The sequence below is a fragment of the Rhodococcoides sp. S146-33 genome (assembly GCF_059489205.1).
The window spans coordinates 962,641-978,384 of record NZ_JCAJWY010000002.1; the positions used below are offsets into that span (position 1 = coordinate 962,641).

The window sequence follows — 15,744 nt, forward strand, 5'->3', positions numbered from 1 at the left end:
TCGGTAGGTGCTCAAGCTCCTCGGTGCGAAGCCTCTCGGTAATCGAGACACCGCACACGTGTTGCGGGTGCTCGACGCCGACCCGGTCGCTACCTGCATGGTCGCTGCTCGCGTCCAGGAATCCGGACTGGATCCCAGGTCCTTTCACGGTGAAATGTGGAGTCGGGGCGGCCCGGACGAATCATTGTGCTTCTACGGAGCGAATCTCGTGCCGCTGCTCGGATCGGGCGACGACCTCCGGTCGTTCGCGGACCGCGCGTGCCGCGGCCCCCGATTGTGTTCGTCGTTGGTCGGACGGGCCGAACTGACGCTCCCGCTGTGGGAGATGCTCGAAACCGACTGGGGCCCCGCCCGAGAGGTCCGCGGTGAGCAACCGTTGCTGGCCACGTCGGTTCGCTCGACTTTGCCACCCGATCCTCAGGTCCGTCTCGTCAGACCCGACGAACTCGACGTGTACCTCACTGCGGCCGTTGCCATGTTCATCGAGGAAGTGGGAGTAGACCCCCGACAGAACGACGGTGGCCGTGGATACAGACGCCGGATCTCGAGTCTCATTGCGGCGCAGCGTGCCTGGGCTCGATTCGAGGACGGCCGTGTGGTGTTCAAAGCCGAGATCGGATCGCAGTCGGCGACGGTGGGCCAAATTCAGGGAGTGTGGGTTCACCCCGACCTCCGCGGCCACGGTCTGGGCGCGTCCGGGACCGCAGCAGTGGTCGACTCGGTCGTTCGTCAGGGCCGCACCGCCAGCCTGTACGTCAACAGCTTCAACTACGTCGCCCGTCGCGCGTACGCAAAAATCGGCCTGACTCAGGTCGCGACCTTCACCACGGTATTGCTCGATTAGCTTGTCGTGAACCGCGTTTCGTTGCCATCGGTGAGGGGTGCGCCCTATTACGATGGGGCGCAATGAGATCACGTGGCGCAACCGAGGTGCGGTATCGAGTCGGCGTGGTGCTGGCCATCGGAGCCGTGGCCGCTGCCTCGCTCACCGGGTGTACCCCCAAGCCCGACGGTCCGGAACCCGCGGCCCAAGCTTTTCTCGCTGCCTTCGAGTCCAATGACATTGCAGCCGCCGCTGCGGACACCGACAAACCCGACGCCGCCGCCACCGCACTGACCGAGGCGTGGACCAATCTGCAGGCCGAGTCGTTGGACGCCCAGACTACGTCGGTACAAGTCGACGGCGATACCGCCACGGTCGGTTACACATACACCTGGCAGCTGCCCAAGGATCGGGTGTGGACCTACGACGGTCAGCTGAACATGGGACGCAGCGAGGGCAACTGGGTGGTTCGCTGGACGGCGTCGGACATCCATCCCAAGCTCGGCGACACCCAAACCATGGCGCTGCGCTCGACGGCAGCCCCGAGGGCCCGCGTCAACGAGCGTTCCGGAACCGATGTACTGGTGCCCGGCGTCGTCCATCGAATCAAGTTCGACGCAGCGGATGCGAACAATGTGGTGGCATCGGCGACTGCGTTGTCGACGCTGCTGACTCCGTTCGATGCGTCGATCACGGCGCAGTCCATCGTGGAGTCGGCCACTTCGGTCGACGGCGACTACCCGGTGGCGCTGCTGCGGGAGAGCGACTTTCAGCCGATATCGGCTGCACTCACCGAAATTCCGGGTGTCACAGCATCCGACGAGTCGGATCTGGTGTCGACCGACCCCACATTCGCGCCGGATCTGGTCGGCCAGGTCAAGAAGGCCGTCATCGACGAGGTCGACGGTAAAGCAGGCTGGAGCGTGGTGACCAGCAATCGCAACGGCGTCGACGTCGACGTTCTGACCGACACTCCGCCCGAGCCTGCTCCGTCGTTCTCGATCAGTCTCGATCGCAACATCCAGATCGCGGCACAGCGAGCGGTGAACGCGCGCACCGAACAGGCGATGACGGTAGTCATCCAACCGTCGACAGGTGCGATCCTCGCGGTGGCGCAGAACCCGGCCGCCGACCGGGACGGACCGGTGGCGTCCGCCGGTCTGTACCCGCCCGGATCGACGTTCAAGATCATCACCGCCGGCGCAGCAATTTCGAGCGGACTGGCGACCCCGGGCAGCACGGTTCCGTGCCCGGGTCGCATCGAGATCGGTGAGCGCAGTGTCCCCAACTACAACGAGTTCGCGCTCGGAAATGTGACCATGAGCACCGCGTTCACTCGATCATGCAACACCTCGTTCGCGAAGCTCGCCAGCGAGATGTCGCCCGACGCGTTGACCGTGGCGGCATCTCAGTTCGGCGTAGGCCCGGATTACGACGTCGTCGGGCTGCCGACGGACTCCGGTTCGGTCCCACCCGCGGACGAGCTCGTCCAACGAACCGAAGACGGCTTCGGGCAGGGCAAGGTGGTCGTCTCGACCTTCGGCATGGCCCTGGCCGCGGCGACGGTGGCCCACGGTTCGACTCCGGTGCCGAACCTGCTGGTGGGCCGCGACACGGTGATCAGCGGTGATCACCCGCCGATCGAACCGGCGATGGTCGACGGTCTACGCGGAATGATGCGCTCGGTGGTCACCAGCGGTACGGCCGAGCGGATCGCAGACCAGGGTGAGGTCTACGGAAAGACCGGTGAGGCCGAGGTCGATGGCGGCTCGCACTCGTGGTTCGTCGGTTATCGAGGCGACATTGCGTTTGCCACGCTCGTGGTGCGTGGAGGCAGCTCGGACAACGCTGTCGCGGTGACCCGGGAGATGTTCGAGCAGCTGCCGCCGGGGTACTGAGCGACCAGCGAGTCAGGACGTGACGATGCCCAACCGACGGCACGCCACCACGGCCTCGTATCGGGTACGAGACTCGGTCTTTCGCATCACGCTCCGCAGGTACGACTTGACCGTTTCGGCACCGATGGACAGGCGTTTCGCTACCTCGATGTTGGTGCAGCCCAACGCAACCTGTGAGATCACGTCGATTTCACGAGGCGTCAACAGGGGCGAAGCCTGCGGACTGGCATTGTCCACGTCGGCGGACAACACTCCCCGGCCGAGGGTCGCTGCCATGCGCGCAGTGACCAGATCGAGTCTGCGTCGGATCTTCTCGTCACCCACCGAGCGCGTGAGATCGGCCAGTTCCTCGTGAACGCTGCGGAGTTCGGCCGCCCGCGCGAGGTCCGAATCGGGAATCGATCGGGTGGTCGCCAGTAGGCGAATCCTGCGGTCGACCTCGTCGCGGACGGCTATTTCCTGCCCGAGGCGTCGCGCGGCCGCCGTCATGACGTCGCCGACGTGATCGCCCAGCGGACCGCGCTCGCGTACCGCGGCGTACATCACTATCCGAGCGACTCCCGCTACCACCACAGGCATCGCGAGTATCGATTTGAGGCCCTCTCCCAGCACCGGCCGGTCGAAGTGATGGGTGATCGACATGGACGATCCGTAATCGCTCACGGCTGCCGGTCTGCGCTGCTCCATGACGCGCCCACCGAGACCCGAGCGAGGTGGGATGGCGAGTCCGTCGAGGCCGCGGGTGCGGGTGCCCTGGAACTCGCTCAGATACAGAGTGTCCGAGGAGACTTCGCCGCCGAACACGACGGGCACATCCGAAGTTGCCGCCACCTGACGTAGTTCGGCGCGTAGGGCGTCACCGTCACGAGGGCGCAGCAGATTCGAGTGGACCACGATGCGTTCCTTCCTCCAGACGGCGGTCAGCGATGAACGTGACCCACATCATATCCACTGTCGAGAACGATCATCCGATGGCCCGCGCATCCTGCGCAGGTCGGAGTGTGGGTACGAGGCCGACTACTCTGGGGCACATGTCTGTGACCGCCGAGAGCAAGCCCCGTCAGCCACTCGTACCAGGCGTCGTATCGCCCGTTCTCGCGGTGCCCAAGTCGATCGAGCGACCCGAATACGCGTGGAAGTCCACCGTTGCCGAAGGAAGCGAACCGTGGGTGCAGACTCCCGAGGTGATCGAGAAGATGCGCGTGGCGTCGACGATCGCGGCCAGGGCCCTCCAGGAAGCGGGCCGCGCGGTGGCACCGGGAGTGACGACCGACGAGCTCGACCGGATCGCACACGAGTACATGATCGATCACGGCGCATATCCGTCGACGTTGGGCTACAAGGGATTTCCCAAGTCGTGCTGCACCTCGCTCAACGAGGTCATCTGTCACGGCATTCCCGACTCGACGGTGATCCAGGACGGTGACATCGTCAACATCGATGTCACCGCGTACATCGACGGAGTGCACGGCGATACCAACGCAACCTTCCTGGCCGGCAACGTCTCCGAGGAGGCTCGCCTTCTCGTGGAGCGTACGCACGAGGCCACGATGCGGGCCATCAAAGCCGTCAAGCCCGGTCGCGCGCTGAACGTCGTGGGCCGCGTCATCGAGTCGTATGCGCATCGGTTCGGGTACGGAGTGGTCGAGGATTTCACCGGACACGGCATCGGTACCACTTTCCACAACGGTCTCGTCGTTCTGCACTACGACCAGCCGTCGGTGGACACCGTCATCGAGCCCGGAATGACCTTCACGATCGAACCGATGATCAACCTGGGCACGATCAACGCCGAGATGTGGGACGACGGCTGGACGGTGGTCACACACGACAAGAAGTGGACCGCGCAGTTCGAGCACACCCTTGTGGTCACCGAGACGGGCAGCGAGATTCTGACCCTGCCGTGAGCGGAGCCTGCGGAGTGAATAGAAATTTGATACTGCCGTGAGCGGAGCCTGCGGAGTGAATAGAAATTTGATACTGCCGTGGGCGGAGCCTGCGGAGTGAATAGAAATATGATGCCGTGGGTCTGAAAGGTGCCCTGCTAATTGCGGGGACGACGTCGGACGCGGGTAAAAGTTTGTTGGTTGCGGGTCTGTGTCGCATGTTGGCGAGACGGGGAGTGCGGGTGGCTCCGTTCAAGGCGCAGAACATGTCCAACAATTCGGTGGTCACGCTCGACGGTGGCGAGATCGGTCGGGCGCAGGCGATGCAGGCGGCGGCCTGTGGGCTCGAGCCGAGTGTCCGCTTCAATCCGGTGTTGCTCAAACCCGGAAGCGACCGGACCTCGCAGTTGGTGGTGCGGGGACGCGCGGTGGCGCAGGTCAGTGCGAGCAACTACATCGAGCATCGGACCGCGCTGCGCGCAGTGGTGGCCGACGAGTTGGCCTCTCTGCGTCTCGAATTCGACGTGGTGATCTGCGAGGGAGCGGGTTCGCCCGCCGAGATCAATCTGCGGGCGACCGATCTGGCGAATATGGGGCTGGCGACTGCGGCATCACTTCCGGTGATCGTGGTGGGCGATATCGACCGCGGGGGAGTGCTCGCTCACCTGTTCGGCACCGTTGCTGTCCTGTCTCCGGAAGATCAAGCGCTCGTCGCGGGGTTCGTGATCAACAAGTTTCGGGGCGATCCGGCGCTGTTGGCACCTGGTCTCGACCAACTGCGCGCCCTGACCGGGCGGCCGACCTACGGAGTCGTCCCGTTCGCGGACGGATTGTGGATGGACGCGGAGGATTCCCTGGGAACAGTGGCCGATGCTCCGGTGGGGAGGCCGCGTCCTCCCGTCGGATCCCAGTGGCTACGGGTGGCGGCGGTGCGCTTACCGAGAATCTCCAACACGACCGATGTCGAGGCGCTGGCGTGCGAGCCAGGGGTGTCGGTGCACTGGGTCACCGAACCCTCTCGGCTCGAGGATGTGGATCTGGTGGTCATTCCCGGCAGTAAGTCCACGGTGTCGGACCTGGAGTGGTTGCGGCGCAACGGACTTGCCGATGCGATCGCGGCACGAGCCGCCTCGGGTCGGCCGGTGCTGGGTATCTGCGGCGGCTACCAGATGCTCGGCCGAACGATCGCGGATGCGGTCGAGTCGGGTGTCGGTGTTGTCGAGGGGCTCGGTCTGCTCGATCTCGAGATCGAGTTCGCGGCCGAGAAAGTGCTCGAGCAAGCGTCGGGTCGGGCAGAGCGGTTCGGTGCCCAGGCGGTGTCCGGGTACGAGATTCACCACGGACGGGTAGTTCGGAACGGTGACGATGCATTGCTGACAGCGTCTTCGGGCGATCGCGAGGGCAGTGTGCGCGGCAGTGTCGTGGGAACCCACTGGCACGGACTTCTCGAGTCCGACGATTTCAGACGATCCTTCCTTGCCTGGGTGGCGGCGAAGTCGGGTCGCGAGGGATTTCTGGTGGACCCCGGTACGTCGGTCGCGGCGCTGCGGGAGCAGCAGTTGGACCTGCTGGCCGATCTGGTGGAGGACAACCTGGACGTCGACGCCGTACTCGATCTCATCGAGCACGGCGTCGATTGTGAATTGAACAAGATTGTCACGCAGTTGCTTTGAGCAGTCCGACCCAGCTGGCCACGGACAGCACGGCGGTGATGATCAAGGGGATGACGACCAGTAGCAGAAGGCGTGAGGTATCGGTGAAGAAGCTGCCGACGTTGGGCCACCAGTTCTGCCAGGTCACGAGAATCGATCCGCCGCCGAAGAGTACGAGCGCACCGAGTCCGAGGGTGAACAATCCGTTTGTGCGGAAGCGCCGATAGACGACGCCGATGAATGCGCCGATGCCGCCCATCACCAGCATTCCGGTCACGAGGGCTGCCCACTGGAGTACAGGATTGTCAGTGGCAAATCGAGCGATTCCGAACATTCGGATCTTCTCGCCGAATCCACCCGTTGCGGCCTCGATGACCGACATCACGTAGACGATCGTGCCGATCGCGACGGATTGCGTGACGCCGACCAGTGCTGTTGCCGTCAGGAATTCACGCCGCGTGATGCTCAAGCCGAGTGCATAGGGAAAGACCTGGGTGATCGCGGTGAGGTAGAACGCGAGCGCAAAGCCGTACACCGCGAAAACTCCACCGGTGAAGTTGGACTCGGAGTCCGTTTCCGGTATGACGGAGAACAAGCCGTAGGTGATTGCGAAGATGATGGCCAGGATTCCCAGGGGCCAGGCGAACGTGGTTGCCCAGGAGGTGTTGTGGATTCGCGCGACGTTCAGTATGCGTTTCATGACGCTGCCTCCTCGGTTGCGGCGTTGGTGCGTTCGATGATCAACTGCTGCAACGGAACCGATTCGATGGTCAGGCCGGCTGCGGCTCCGTCCGATTTTTGTCTGTCGGTGAGTCGGCCGTCGATCGTCGCCCGCGCGCTGGCACCGAGGCTGGTTCGGTGCAGAGTTCGGTGTCCCGAGGTGAACGAGTCGACTGCCTGGGTGGGACCGGTGATCTCGAATGCGCGCTCGCGGAGGGCATCCGACTCGTCGTCGAGCACGATTCTGCCTTTGTCGATGAGGATCACGTGTTCGATGAGGTCGCTGACCTCGTCGATGAGGTGAGTGGACAGGACGACGGTCCTCGGGTGCTCGGCGTAGTCGGTCAGCAATCTGTCGTAGAACAAGTGTCGCGAGACCGCGTCCAGCCCCAGGTACGGTTCGTCGAAAAAGGTCAGTGGTGCCCGTGAGGCGAGTCCGATGACGATTCCGAGAGCCGACGTCATTCCTCGCGAGAGCTTCTTGATCTTGCGGCCGAGAGGCAGGTCGAAGTCGCGCAGCAACTCCGCGGCGAAGTCACCGTCCCAGTGCGGAAGGATATTCGACGCATGCGAAACGGCGTGCCTGACCTTCAAATCGTCAGGATACTTTTGGCTTTCTTTGACGAAGCACACGCGACTCAGCGCATCGGGGTTCTCCCACGGCCGCTGTCCGAACACCGACACGTCCCCGGCGCTCTGGCGCATCTGCGCGGTCATCATCTGCATGACAGTGGTCTTGCCCGCGCCGTTGCGGCCGAGAAAGCCGTAGATCTTGTTCTGTTCGATCTCGAAGCTGACGTCGTCCACGGCGGTGAACGAGCCGAACTTCTTGGTCAGGTGTGTGGCCGACGCGGCGATGGTGCCGGGTTCGCTGGTCGAGCCGAGAGTATGGACGCTCATCGTGCTTCCTCCCAGTTATCGAGCATGGTCTTGAGTTCGTCGACGGTCATGCCGAGCTTGCGTGCCTCGGTGACCAACGGATCGATGTACTGACGGGCGAAGAGGTCGCGGCGACGGAATCGCAGAGCGTCCCGAGCTCCTGTGGTGACGAACATCCCGATTCCTCGCTTCTTGTAGACGACGCCGTCGGCGACTAATTTGGCGAGCCCCTTGCCGGCGGTTGCTGGATTTATTCGATGAAACGCAGCGAGCTCGTTCGTCGAGGGAACCTGCTCCTCCTCGGCCAGCGAACCGTCGATGATGGAGTTCTCGACGAGCTCGGCGATCTGTAAGAAGATCGGCCTGCCCTCGTCCATCAGAACCGCCGCCATTGCGCGAAGGTTGGCTGCCTCACTGGTTCATTACTCATGTAACTAACCATAGAACCGATGCGGCATCCGTGCAAGAGGCAGTACCGTCGTCCTCATGGAGTTCACGCATGTGAGTGCTGCGAGCGGGCAATGTTCGGTGCGAGTCGCGGGACCCGACAGCAGGCACGCCGTTCTGTTGCTTCCCGATGCAGATGATTCGGTGGATGTGTACGACGCAGTCAGCGAACGGCTGCACAATTCGGACCTGAAAACCGTTGCGCTGGAGAGCATCGACGGCGTGAGCGACGAGGCGATCCTGGCTGTTCTCGACGAGCTGAAGCTGTCGTGGGTGCACCTCGTCGGCAGTGGCGCGGGTGCGGAATCTGCGTGGACTCTGGCAGCGAAGACCTTCGGCCGTTTTGCCAGCCTGATCGCGGTGAACCGGTGTCACCCGGCGATCGCCGACGAGCAGGGTTCGGTGCGGGCTCCGGACTGCCCGCCCGTCGAGTTGCCGACGACCCTGGTTGTCGGCAACTCACTCGGCCGGGCCGCCGCCGATGCCAGCGGACGGTTCGTCTACGCGGACTTCAGAGTGGTCCAACTCGACGGGGCGCTGAACGTCCCCATCGACGCATCGGCGGCGCTGGCTACAGAAATCGTGCTCCGCACCAGCCCCTGGTGATCAGAACTTCAGGTCGAGGCCCAGCAGTGCGTTCTCGACAACCTCGGGTAGTGCTGGATGAATCCAGTACTGGCCGCGAGCCATGTCCTGGGCAGACAACCCGAAGCTCATGGCCTGGATGAGGGGCTGAATCACCGTGGGTGCCTGTGCGCCGATGATGTGAGCTCCCAGGATTTTGCCCGTGCCCTTTTCGGCGATGATCTTGCACAGACCTTCGCTGTCCTCCATCGCCCAGCCGTAGGCGACGTCGCCGTAGTTCTGGACCTTCACGGTGATGTCCAACCCCGCGTCGCGGGCTTGTTCCTCGGTCATGCCCACCTCGGCGATCTGTGGATCGGTGAACACCGCCGCAGGAACGAACCGGTGGTCGTTCTTGCGCAGAGTCGAGGTGTCACCGTTCCACGCGTCCTGGAGCAGGTTGTACTGAACAACCCGAGCTTCCTGGTTGGCCACGTGCTTGAGCTGGTACGGCGACGAGACGTCGCCCAGCGCGAACACGCCCTCGGCGGTGGTGCGGCCGAATTCGTCCACCACGATGCGACCCTCGTCGTCCAGCTCGATGCCTGCCGTGCCCAGATCGAGTTTGTCTCCATTCGGTTCCCGGCCGACGGCGACGAGGAACGCGTCGCCCAGAACCTTGGTGCCGTCGGCCAGTTCGACGCCGTGCAGCGTGCCCTCGGTGACCGGACGGGTCTCGCCGGCCTCGAGATGGACGTCCCACTTGGCACGCGCCAGTTCGGTGAAACGCTTCGAGATATCGGCATCGAGCGCGCGCAGCAGCGCGTCCTTCCTGGCGACGATCGATACCTTGGAACCGAGAGCCGAGAAGACATGCGCGAATTCTGCTGCGATGTAACCGGATCCGAGAATCACCAGGTGTTCGGGAAGCTCCGGCAGGCGCATCACGTCACTGTTGGTGTGATAGCTGATGCCCGAATCGGCAATGGCCTGTGGGACTGTCGGCCGTGATCCGGCCGCGATGACGATCTGGTCGGCGGTGATGACGGTGCCGGTGCCGGTATCGATCGTGCGAGGGCCGACGAACGTCGCGTGGCCCTCGAACAACGTGACATTGGGGCTGCCCTCGGCGCGGTAGTGCTTGCCGCCCTCGGAGATGGGGTCGATCCGTCCGAAGACTCGATCGACGATGTCGCGCCAGCGCACCCCGTCGACGTGGGCGTCGACTCCGTACTTCGCCGAGTCTCGCACCGTCCGTGCAACTTCGGCCGCGTAGACGAACATTTTCGTGGGGATGCACCCGACGTTCAGGCACGTGCCACCGAACGTGGAATTCTCCTCCAGCAGCGCGATCTTCTTGTTGTCGAAGCGTGAATCGGCGATGGAGTTACCCGATCCGGAGCCGATGATCGCGATGTCGAAGTGTTCGGTCATGAAATGTGCCCGCTCTCGCTGTGGTCCTTGCCGGACGCATGGTCGGTGCTTTCTCCTCGGTGCAACCACTCGAGCCACTCGTCCATTTCCTCGAATGCCCGTAACCGTGGGCTCTCGGTGGACAGAAACACGTCGTGGCGGGCGCCCTCGATGGGCACGATTGTCGTACGGTCGCCCAGGCAACCGGCCCAGCGGGCAATCTGGCGGACGTCGAGTACGGCATCTGCGGCGTCTACGGCCGAGCTGTAACGACGGGAGAAATGCGTCACCTTCGAGCGAAGTATCAGCGAGGGAATGCCGATGTCGAGGCCTCGGTGCAGCTCGGCGTGTCCGTGGCGGACAGCGCGAATCCACCCGAAAGTGATGGGGAAGCCTGCCAACGGTTTCCAGTCGAGGTCGTAGTCCCATTCGCCGTTCTCCGAGGCAGCGAGCGACAACCCATACGTGTCGAGCCCACTGCCGGGGACCTTCTTCTTGGACCCGAACCGGCCGATCACGTTGATCGCAGCCGTCCCGACAGTGCGAATTGCGGGCGGGCCCTGGAGGTCGAACCATGGGCTGTTCAACACGACGCCTGCCAAGCCCAACCCCGCCGACCCGCCCTCCCGACGATTGAGGCGGTTCAGCCACAGCGGCAGCACGAGGCCGCCTGTCGAGTGCGCCATCAGCAGTATCGGCATATCCTCGCGCTCGGTGCGAACCAGGCTCAGCGCCTCGTTCAGTTCGGCGTCGTACAACGCCAGATCGGTCACGAAGTGCGCAGTCTGTCCCTCGCGGCGCGAACGCCCGCACTTACGCAGATCCAGAGCGTAGAACGCATATCCCTTCGCCGCGAAGTGCTCGGCGATGTGCCGCTGGAAGAAGTAGTCGGTGAAACCGTGGACGTAGATCACCGCGCGCTCGAAGTTGGCGGTGCCGGGCGGTTGATACCGCACGAGAGTGGCCTCGACCTGCCCTTCGCCGTCCGGATCGTTGCCGAGAGGAATGGTCGTCTGTTCGTAGCCGTCGCCGAGGACGTCGGGCACCCAGGTAGTCACAGATCACAACTGTAGTGGGCGCCGCAGACGTCGTCCGAGGAGCACAATCGACAGCGGGTTGACGTGGTGTCCGATGGGGTAGGCCCAGCTAGTAACCTGACCGCATCGGGTGAACAACCCTCGAACAGCAGAGTTCTCCGGTCGAGACCGCCACAGACAAGGAAGTCGATTCTCCAGTGTCCACAGAAGAGCAGGGTAAACGGATCAAGACCGACGTCGTTCTGGTCGGTGCCGGAATCATGAGCGCCACCCTCGGTGCGCTGCTCCGTCAGCTCGAGCCGAACTGGTCGATCGACGTCTACGAGCGGCTCGACGCGGCGGCCGCCGAGAGCAGCGACGCGTGGAACAACGCGGGTACCGGTCACTCGGCGCTGTGCGAACTGAACTACACCCCGCAGAACAAGGACGGCAGCGTCGATATCTCGAAGGCGCTCAACGTCAACGAGCAGTTCCAGGTATCGCGGCAGTTCTGGTCGCACGGCATCGAGGCGGGCGTGCTCTCCGACGCCAAGAACTTCATCAACCCCATTCCGCATGTGAGCTTCGTGCACGGAGCCGACAACGCGAAGTACCTGCGTGCGCGGTACGAGGCGCTCGTGGGCAACCCGCTGTTCGCCGGTATGGAATACATCGATTCGAAGGACGAGTTCTCGGCTCGACTGCCGTTGATGGCGAAGGGCCGTGACTTCTCGGATCCGGTAGCCCTCAACTGGAGCCAGGAAGGCACCGACGTCGACTTCGGTGCGCTCACCAAGCAGCTGCTCAATTACCTGTCGGCCGCGGGCGGCACCGTCCACTTCGGCCACGACGTCCGCAACATCACCAAGCAGTCCGACGGCACCTGGGACGTCAAGGTCGCCAACCAGCGGACGGGCGTGAAGAAGACCGTCAACGCCAAGTTCGTGTTCGTCGGGGCAGGCGGCGGCGCACTGCACCTGCTGCAGAAGTCCGGCATCGCGGAGATCAAGGGCTTCGGTGGTTTCCCGGTCAGCGGCGAGTGGCTGCGCTGCACCAACCCCGAACTCATCGCGCAGCATTCGGCCAAGGTGTACGGCAAGGCTTCGGTGGGCGCTCCACCCATGTCCGTGCCCCACCTCGACACCCGGGTGATCAACGGTGAGCAGGGTCTGCTGTTCGGTCCGTACGCCGGGTGGTCGCCCAAGTTCCTCAAGCAGGGCAAGATCACCGACCTGCCCGGCTCGGTCAAGCCCGGCAACCTGATGTCCATGCTCGGTGTCGGTGTGACCGAACTCGGCCTCGTCAAGTACCTCGTCAGCGAGCTGGCGCAATCGCAGGCCGATCGGGTGGAGACTCTGCGCGAGTTCGCACCCACGGTGATCGCCAAGGACTGGGAGCTGGTCACCGCTGGTCAGCGCGTCCAGGTCATCCGTAAGAAGGGACGCGGCGGTGTGCTCGAGTTCGGCACCGCTGTGGTCAACGCAGCGGACGGCACGATCGCCGGCTTGCTCGGAGCCTCGCCCGGTGCGTCCACCGCGGTCCCGGCCATGCTGGACGTACTGCAGCGGTGCTTCGGCGACAAGTACGACGCCTGGCAGCCCAAGCTGAAGGAAATGGTCCCGTCACTGGGGGTCAAGCTCGCCCAGAACAGCTCGTTGTTCGACGAGGTCTGGGCCTGGACCTCGAAGACACTGGAGCTGGAAAATTCGCGTGAGCTCGCACAGCCCACGGGTGTGTGATAGCAAAAGGTATGAATACGCAAGCAGCAGCTCTCAAACGATCATGGGCACTAGACCTGTCCAACAACACGTTGTACGACCTGTTGAAGCTGCGCGTCGAGGTGTTCGTGGTGGAGCAGGCATGCGCGTATCCGGAATTGGACGGGCGCGACCTGCTGACCGAGACACGACACTTCTGGCTCGAACGAGACGGGGAGGTGGTGTGCACGCTCCGTCTGCTCGAGGAGCACGACGACGGCGAGAAGGCGTTCCGTATCGGCCGCCTCTGCACCCAGCGATCGGCCCGAGGACAGGGCCACACCACGCGGATCCTGCGGGCAGCGCTCGCTGAAGTGGGCTCCGCGCCGTGCCGCATCAACGCTCAGAGCTACCTCGTCGACATGTACGCCAAGCATGGCTTCCTGCCCGACGGTGAGGAAGTTCTCGAGGACGGTATTCCGCACACCCCGATGCGTCGGGGTGGCGGCACCGCCTGGAGCGAGGCCTGACCTCCTGCACGACTCGATATTCGGTGAGGTCGTTCCGTAGGCTCCACTCCCGGAACGAATGCCACACACGGACCTACCGTGTGTGGCATTCGTTCGTTCGGCGGTAGTGTTCCGTTCGAAGTCGGTTGCGGAGAAGTCCTGTACGAATCAGGCGCGGTCCCGCCACTGTGTTCAGGAGTTCCTTCGTTCAGCAGTTTCTCCTGTCAGCCAGATCGCCGCCCGGCTTCGCTTTTATACCGAACGCCCGGCGCGGAACTCCGGGCACGAAGGGACATAGCTGTGCAGCAAGGTGGAAGTGTTCCCGAACCGGGATATCCGTTCAGTGCGATCGTCGGTCAGGACCAACTGCGCCTGTCGTTGATTCTGTGCGCCGTGCATCCCGGCATCGGAGGTGTGCTGGTCCGCGGCGAGAAGGGCACCGCCAAATCGACGGTGGTGCGTGCGCTCGCGACGCTGCTGCCGGCAGTGGACGACGAGGACGGATCCCGACCGGCAAAGCTCGTCGAACTTCCGGTGGGAGCCACCGAGGATCGAGTGGTCGGGTCCATCGACCTCGAGAAGGTGCTGCGTGACGGCGAACGCGCCTTCCAGCCCGGCCTGCTCGCAGCTGCGCACCGCGGAGTTCTCTACGTCGACGAGGTCAATCTGCTGCACGATCATCTGGTCGACGTACTGCTCGACGCGGCCGCAATGGGCCGCGTACACGTCGAGCGTGACGGTGTATCACATTCGCACCCAGCACAATTCGTCTTGGTCGGCACGATGAACCCCGAGGAGGGTGAGCTGCGACCGCAGCTGCTCGACCGGTTCGGTCTCGCAGTGGACGTGACGGCCTCGCGCGATGTGGATGTTCGGATGAACGTCGTCCGCCGCCGGATGAACTACGAGCGCGATCCGCACGCGTTCGCCGCCCAATTCCGCGACGACGACATCGCGGTGGCCGAGCAGATTCTGGCCGCCCGGAAGATCCTCGACGATGTGGAGTTGAGCGACAAGGAACTTCGGCGCATCGCGGCCCTGTGCGCGTCCTTCGACGTCGACGGCATGCGCGCCGATTTGGTGCTGGCACGCACTGCGGCCGCACATGCCGCGTGGCGGGGTGCGAGCGAGGTGACCGAGGAGGACGTGCGGGTCGCCGCCGAACTCGCGCTCCCGCATCGGCGCAGACGTGATCCGTTCGACGAGCCGGGCATCGACGACAAGCAGTTGGACGACGCCATGCGCGATGCTGCGGAACAGGCCGAGCAACAACCGGATCCAGATCCCGACCCGACGCCCGACGGCGACGGGGGAGCGCCGGCGCCGGACAGTGCCGAAGGGACCGAGAGTTCGGAGTCGTCCCCGTCGTCGCCCGACGCCGAAACTACGGGTGCTCCTGAGCCGCAGGCCTCGGGCGCGGGCAAGAACAAGCAAGCAGGAACTCCGGGTGCTCAGTTCAAGGCTCGGTTGCTCGAGGTTCCCGGAGTGGGCGAGGGTGCGCCGGGTCGACGCTCGCGGTCCCGCTCCTCACACGGTCGGTCGGTACGGCCCACAACCGAGCGAGGCACAGGGCTGCATCTGGTCGGGACTCTGTTCGCCGCCGCCGAGCATCAGGTCGTCCGCGGCCGCACGTCCGGCCGGTTGATGCTGGAGCCTGGGGATCTACGGGGCGCGATCAAGGAGGGCCGAGAGGGCAACTTGATCGTCTTCGTCGTCGATGCCTCGGGATCGATGGCTGCCCGAGATCGACTCTCCGCGGTGACCGGTGCGGTGCTGTCGCTGTTGCGCGATGCGTATCAACGCCGTGACAAGGTCGCCGTCATCACCGTGCGCGGCACGGAAGCCGAGACGGTATTGCCGCCGACGTCGTCGGTGGATGTGGCCGTGACCCGGTTGCGCAACATGAAGACCGGCGGTCGGTCTCCTTTGGCGCAGGGATTTGTGAAGGCGCGGGATCTGGTTCTGCGAGAACGGGTTCGTGACCCGCTGCGTCGTGCATTGGTGGTTGCCTTGACCGACGGCCGAGCGACCGGAGGCACGGACCCCGTCGGCCGAGCACGCATTGCCGCAGCCCGTATAGCGTCGGACAAGATCGCCTCGGTTGTCGTCGACTGCGAATCGGGAATGGTCCGCCTCGGCCTGGCCGCCGATTTCGCGGCCCGTCTCGGTGGCGGCTACGTGGCGCTGGAAGATCTGTCTGCCGAACAGGTCACCGCCGTCGTCCGAGCAGCGGCGTAGGG

The 15,744-nt window shown here is 64.1% G+C and carries 14 protein-coding genes; 8 read left to right on the plus strand and 6 right to left on the minus strand.

Translation table 11 applies throughout. The annotated features are described in order from the left end of the window. Nucleotides 1–7: 7 nt before the first annotated feature. Nucleotides 8–844: a GNAT family N-acetyltransferase gene (locus tag AC5WEY_RS13035; RefSeq protein ID WP_495646166.1), complete on the plus strand. Its 837-nt coding sequence runs from the start codon at nt 8–10 to the stop codon at nt 842–844. 62 nt (nt 845–906) lie between these two features. Beyond that, the gene (locus AC5WEY_RS13040) at nt 907–2,721 is read left to right on the plus strand and encodes a penicillin-binding transpeptidase domain-containing protein (RefSeq protein ID WP_057477630.1); all 1,815 of its coding nucleotides are present in this window, start codon (nt 907–909) and stop codon (nt 2,719–2,721) included. A gap of 12 nt (nt 2,722–2,733) precedes the next feature. On the opposite strand, the gene AC5WEY_RS13045 is transcribed toward AC5WEY_RS13040, so the two are convergent. Next, a complete protein-coding gene (locus AC5WEY_RS13045) occupies nt 2,734–3,615 on the minus strand; it encodes a helix-turn-helix transcriptional regulator (protein ID WP_495646167.1) in 882 nt (293 codons plus the stop codon). A 137-nt stretch (nt 3,616–3,752) separates the two neighbouring features. On the opposite strand from AC5WEY_RS13045, the gene map reads away from it, so the two are divergent. Further along, the gene (gene map / locus AC5WEY_RS13050; RefSeq protein WP_495646168.1) at nt 3,753–4,628 is read left to right on the plus strand and encodes a type I methionyl aminopeptidase; all 876 of its coding nucleotides are present in this window, start codon (nt 3,753–3,755) and stop codon (nt 4,626–4,628) included. 122 nt (nt 4,629–4,750) lie between these two features. Beyond that, a complete protein-coding gene (locus AC5WEY_RS13055; RefSeq protein WP_495646558.1) occupies nt 4,751–6,280 on the plus strand; it encodes a cobyric acid synthase in 1,530 nt (509 codons plus the stop codon). On the opposite strand, the gene AC5WEY_RS13060 is transcribed toward AC5WEY_RS13055, so the two are convergent. Genes AC5WEY_RS13060 through AC5WEY_RS13070 form a run of 3 tightly spaced genes read right to left on the minus strand, consistent with a single transcriptional unit; the run spans nt 6,264 to nt 8,238 of the window. Further along, a complete protein-coding gene (locus tag AC5WEY_RS13060) occupies nt 6,264–6,959 on the minus strand; it encodes an ABC transporter permease (RefSeq protein WP_495646169.1) in 696 nt (231 codons plus the stop codon). The genes AC5WEY_RS13055 and AC5WEY_RS13060 overlap by 17 nt on opposite strands. Next, nucleotides 6,956–7,879 carry an ABC transporter ATP-binding protein gene (locus AC5WEY_RS13065; RefSeq protein WP_495646170.1) on the minus strand — a complete coding sequence of 308 codons (924 nt, stop codon included), beginning with the start codon at nt 7,877–7,879 and terminating at the stop codon, nt 6,956–6,958. Before AC5WEY_RS13065 ends, AC5WEY_RS13060 begins: the two co-directional genes overlap by 4 nt. After that, on the minus strand, nt 7,876–8,238 hold the full coding sequence (locus tag AC5WEY_RS13070; protein ID WP_495646559.1) for a GntR family transcriptional regulator: 363 nt from the start codon (nt 8,236–8,238) through the stop codon (nt 7,876–7,878). Before AC5WEY_RS13070 ends, AC5WEY_RS13065 begins: the two co-directional genes overlap by 4 nt. A gap of 106 nt (nt 8,239–8,344) precedes the next feature. On the opposite strand from AC5WEY_RS13070, the gene AC5WEY_RS13075 reads away from it, so the two are divergent. After that, nucleotides 8,345–8,911 (plus strand): alpha/beta hydrolase, encoded by a 567-nt coding sequence (locus AC5WEY_RS13075; RefSeq protein ID WP_495646171.1) that lies wholly within the window; start codon nt 8,345–8,347, stop codon nt 8,909–8,911. Here the strand turns inward: AC5WEY_RS13075 and mtr are convergent, their stop codons facing one another. Continuing rightward, the gene (mtr, locus tag AC5WEY_RS13080; RefSeq protein ID WP_495646172.1) at nt 8,912–10,303 is read right to left on the minus strand and encodes a mycothione reductase; all 1,392 of its coding nucleotides are present in this window, start codon (nt 10,301–10,303) and stop codon (nt 8,912–8,914) included. Further along, the gene (locus tag AC5WEY_RS13085; RefSeq protein WP_495646173.1) at nt 10,300–11,340 is read right to left on the minus strand and encodes an alpha/beta hydrolase; all 1,041 of its coding nucleotides are present in this window, start codon (nt 11,338–11,340) and stop codon (nt 10,300–10,302) included. Before AC5WEY_RS13085 ends, mtr begins: the two co-directional genes overlap by 4 nt. Nucleotides 11,341–11,516: 176 nt before the next feature. On the opposite strand from AC5WEY_RS13085, the gene mqo reads away from it, so the two are divergent. The 3 genes from mqo (at nt 11,517) to AC5WEY_RS13100 (ending at nt 15,742) form a co-directional block, all read left to right on the plus strand. Next, a complete protein-coding gene (mqo, locus tag AC5WEY_RS13090) occupies nt 11,517–13,037 on the plus strand; it encodes a malate dehydrogenase (quinone) (RefSeq protein ID WP_495646174.1) in 1,521 nt (506 codons plus the stop codon). An 11-nt stretch (nt 13,038–13,048) separates the two neighbouring features. Continuing rightward, on the plus strand, nt 13,049–13,525 hold the full coding sequence (locus AC5WEY_RS13095; RefSeq protein ID WP_032377066.1) for a GNAT family N-acetyltransferase: 477 nt from the start codon (nt 13,049–13,051) through the stop codon (nt 13,523–13,525). 273 nt (nt 13,526–13,798) lie between these two features. Then, the gene (locus tag AC5WEY_RS13100) at nt 13,799–15,742 is read left to right on the plus strand and encodes a magnesium chelatase subunit D family protein (protein WP_495646560.1); all 1,944 of its coding nucleotides are present in this window, start codon (nt 13,799–13,801) and stop codon (nt 15,740–15,742) included. Nucleotides 15,743–15,744 lie beyond the last annotated feature (2 nt).

Bases quoted from the DNA above. Each gene is read 5' to 3' on its own strand.
- AC5WEY_RS13040 (WP_057477630.1), top strand. From the start codon at position 907: ATGAGATCACGTGGCGCAACCGAGGTGCGGTATCGAGTCGGCGTGGTG.
- map (WP_495646168.1), top strand. From the start codon at position 3,753: ATGTCTGTGACCGCCGAGAGCAAGCCCCGTCAGCCACTCGTACCAGGC.
- AC5WEY_RS13060 (WP_495646169.1), bottom strand. From the start codon at position 6,959: ATGAAACGCATACTGAACGTCGCGCGAATCCACAACACCTCCTGGGCA.
- AC5WEY_RS13065 (WP_495646170.1), bottom strand. From the start codon at position 7,879: ATGAGCGTCCATACTCTCGGCTCGACCAGCGAACCCGGCACCATCGCC.
- AC5WEY_RS13075 (WP_495646171.1), top strand. From the start codon at position 8,345: ATGGAGTTCACGCATGTGAGTGCTGCGAGCGGGCAATGTTCGGTGCGA.
- mtr (WP_495646172.1), bottom strand. From the start codon at position 10,303: ATGACCGAACACTTCGACATCGCGATCATCGGCTCCGGATCGGGTAAC.
- AC5WEY_RS13095 (WP_032377066.1), top strand. From the start codon at position 13,049: ATGAATACGCAAGCAGCAGCTCTCAAACGATCATGGGCACTAGACCTG.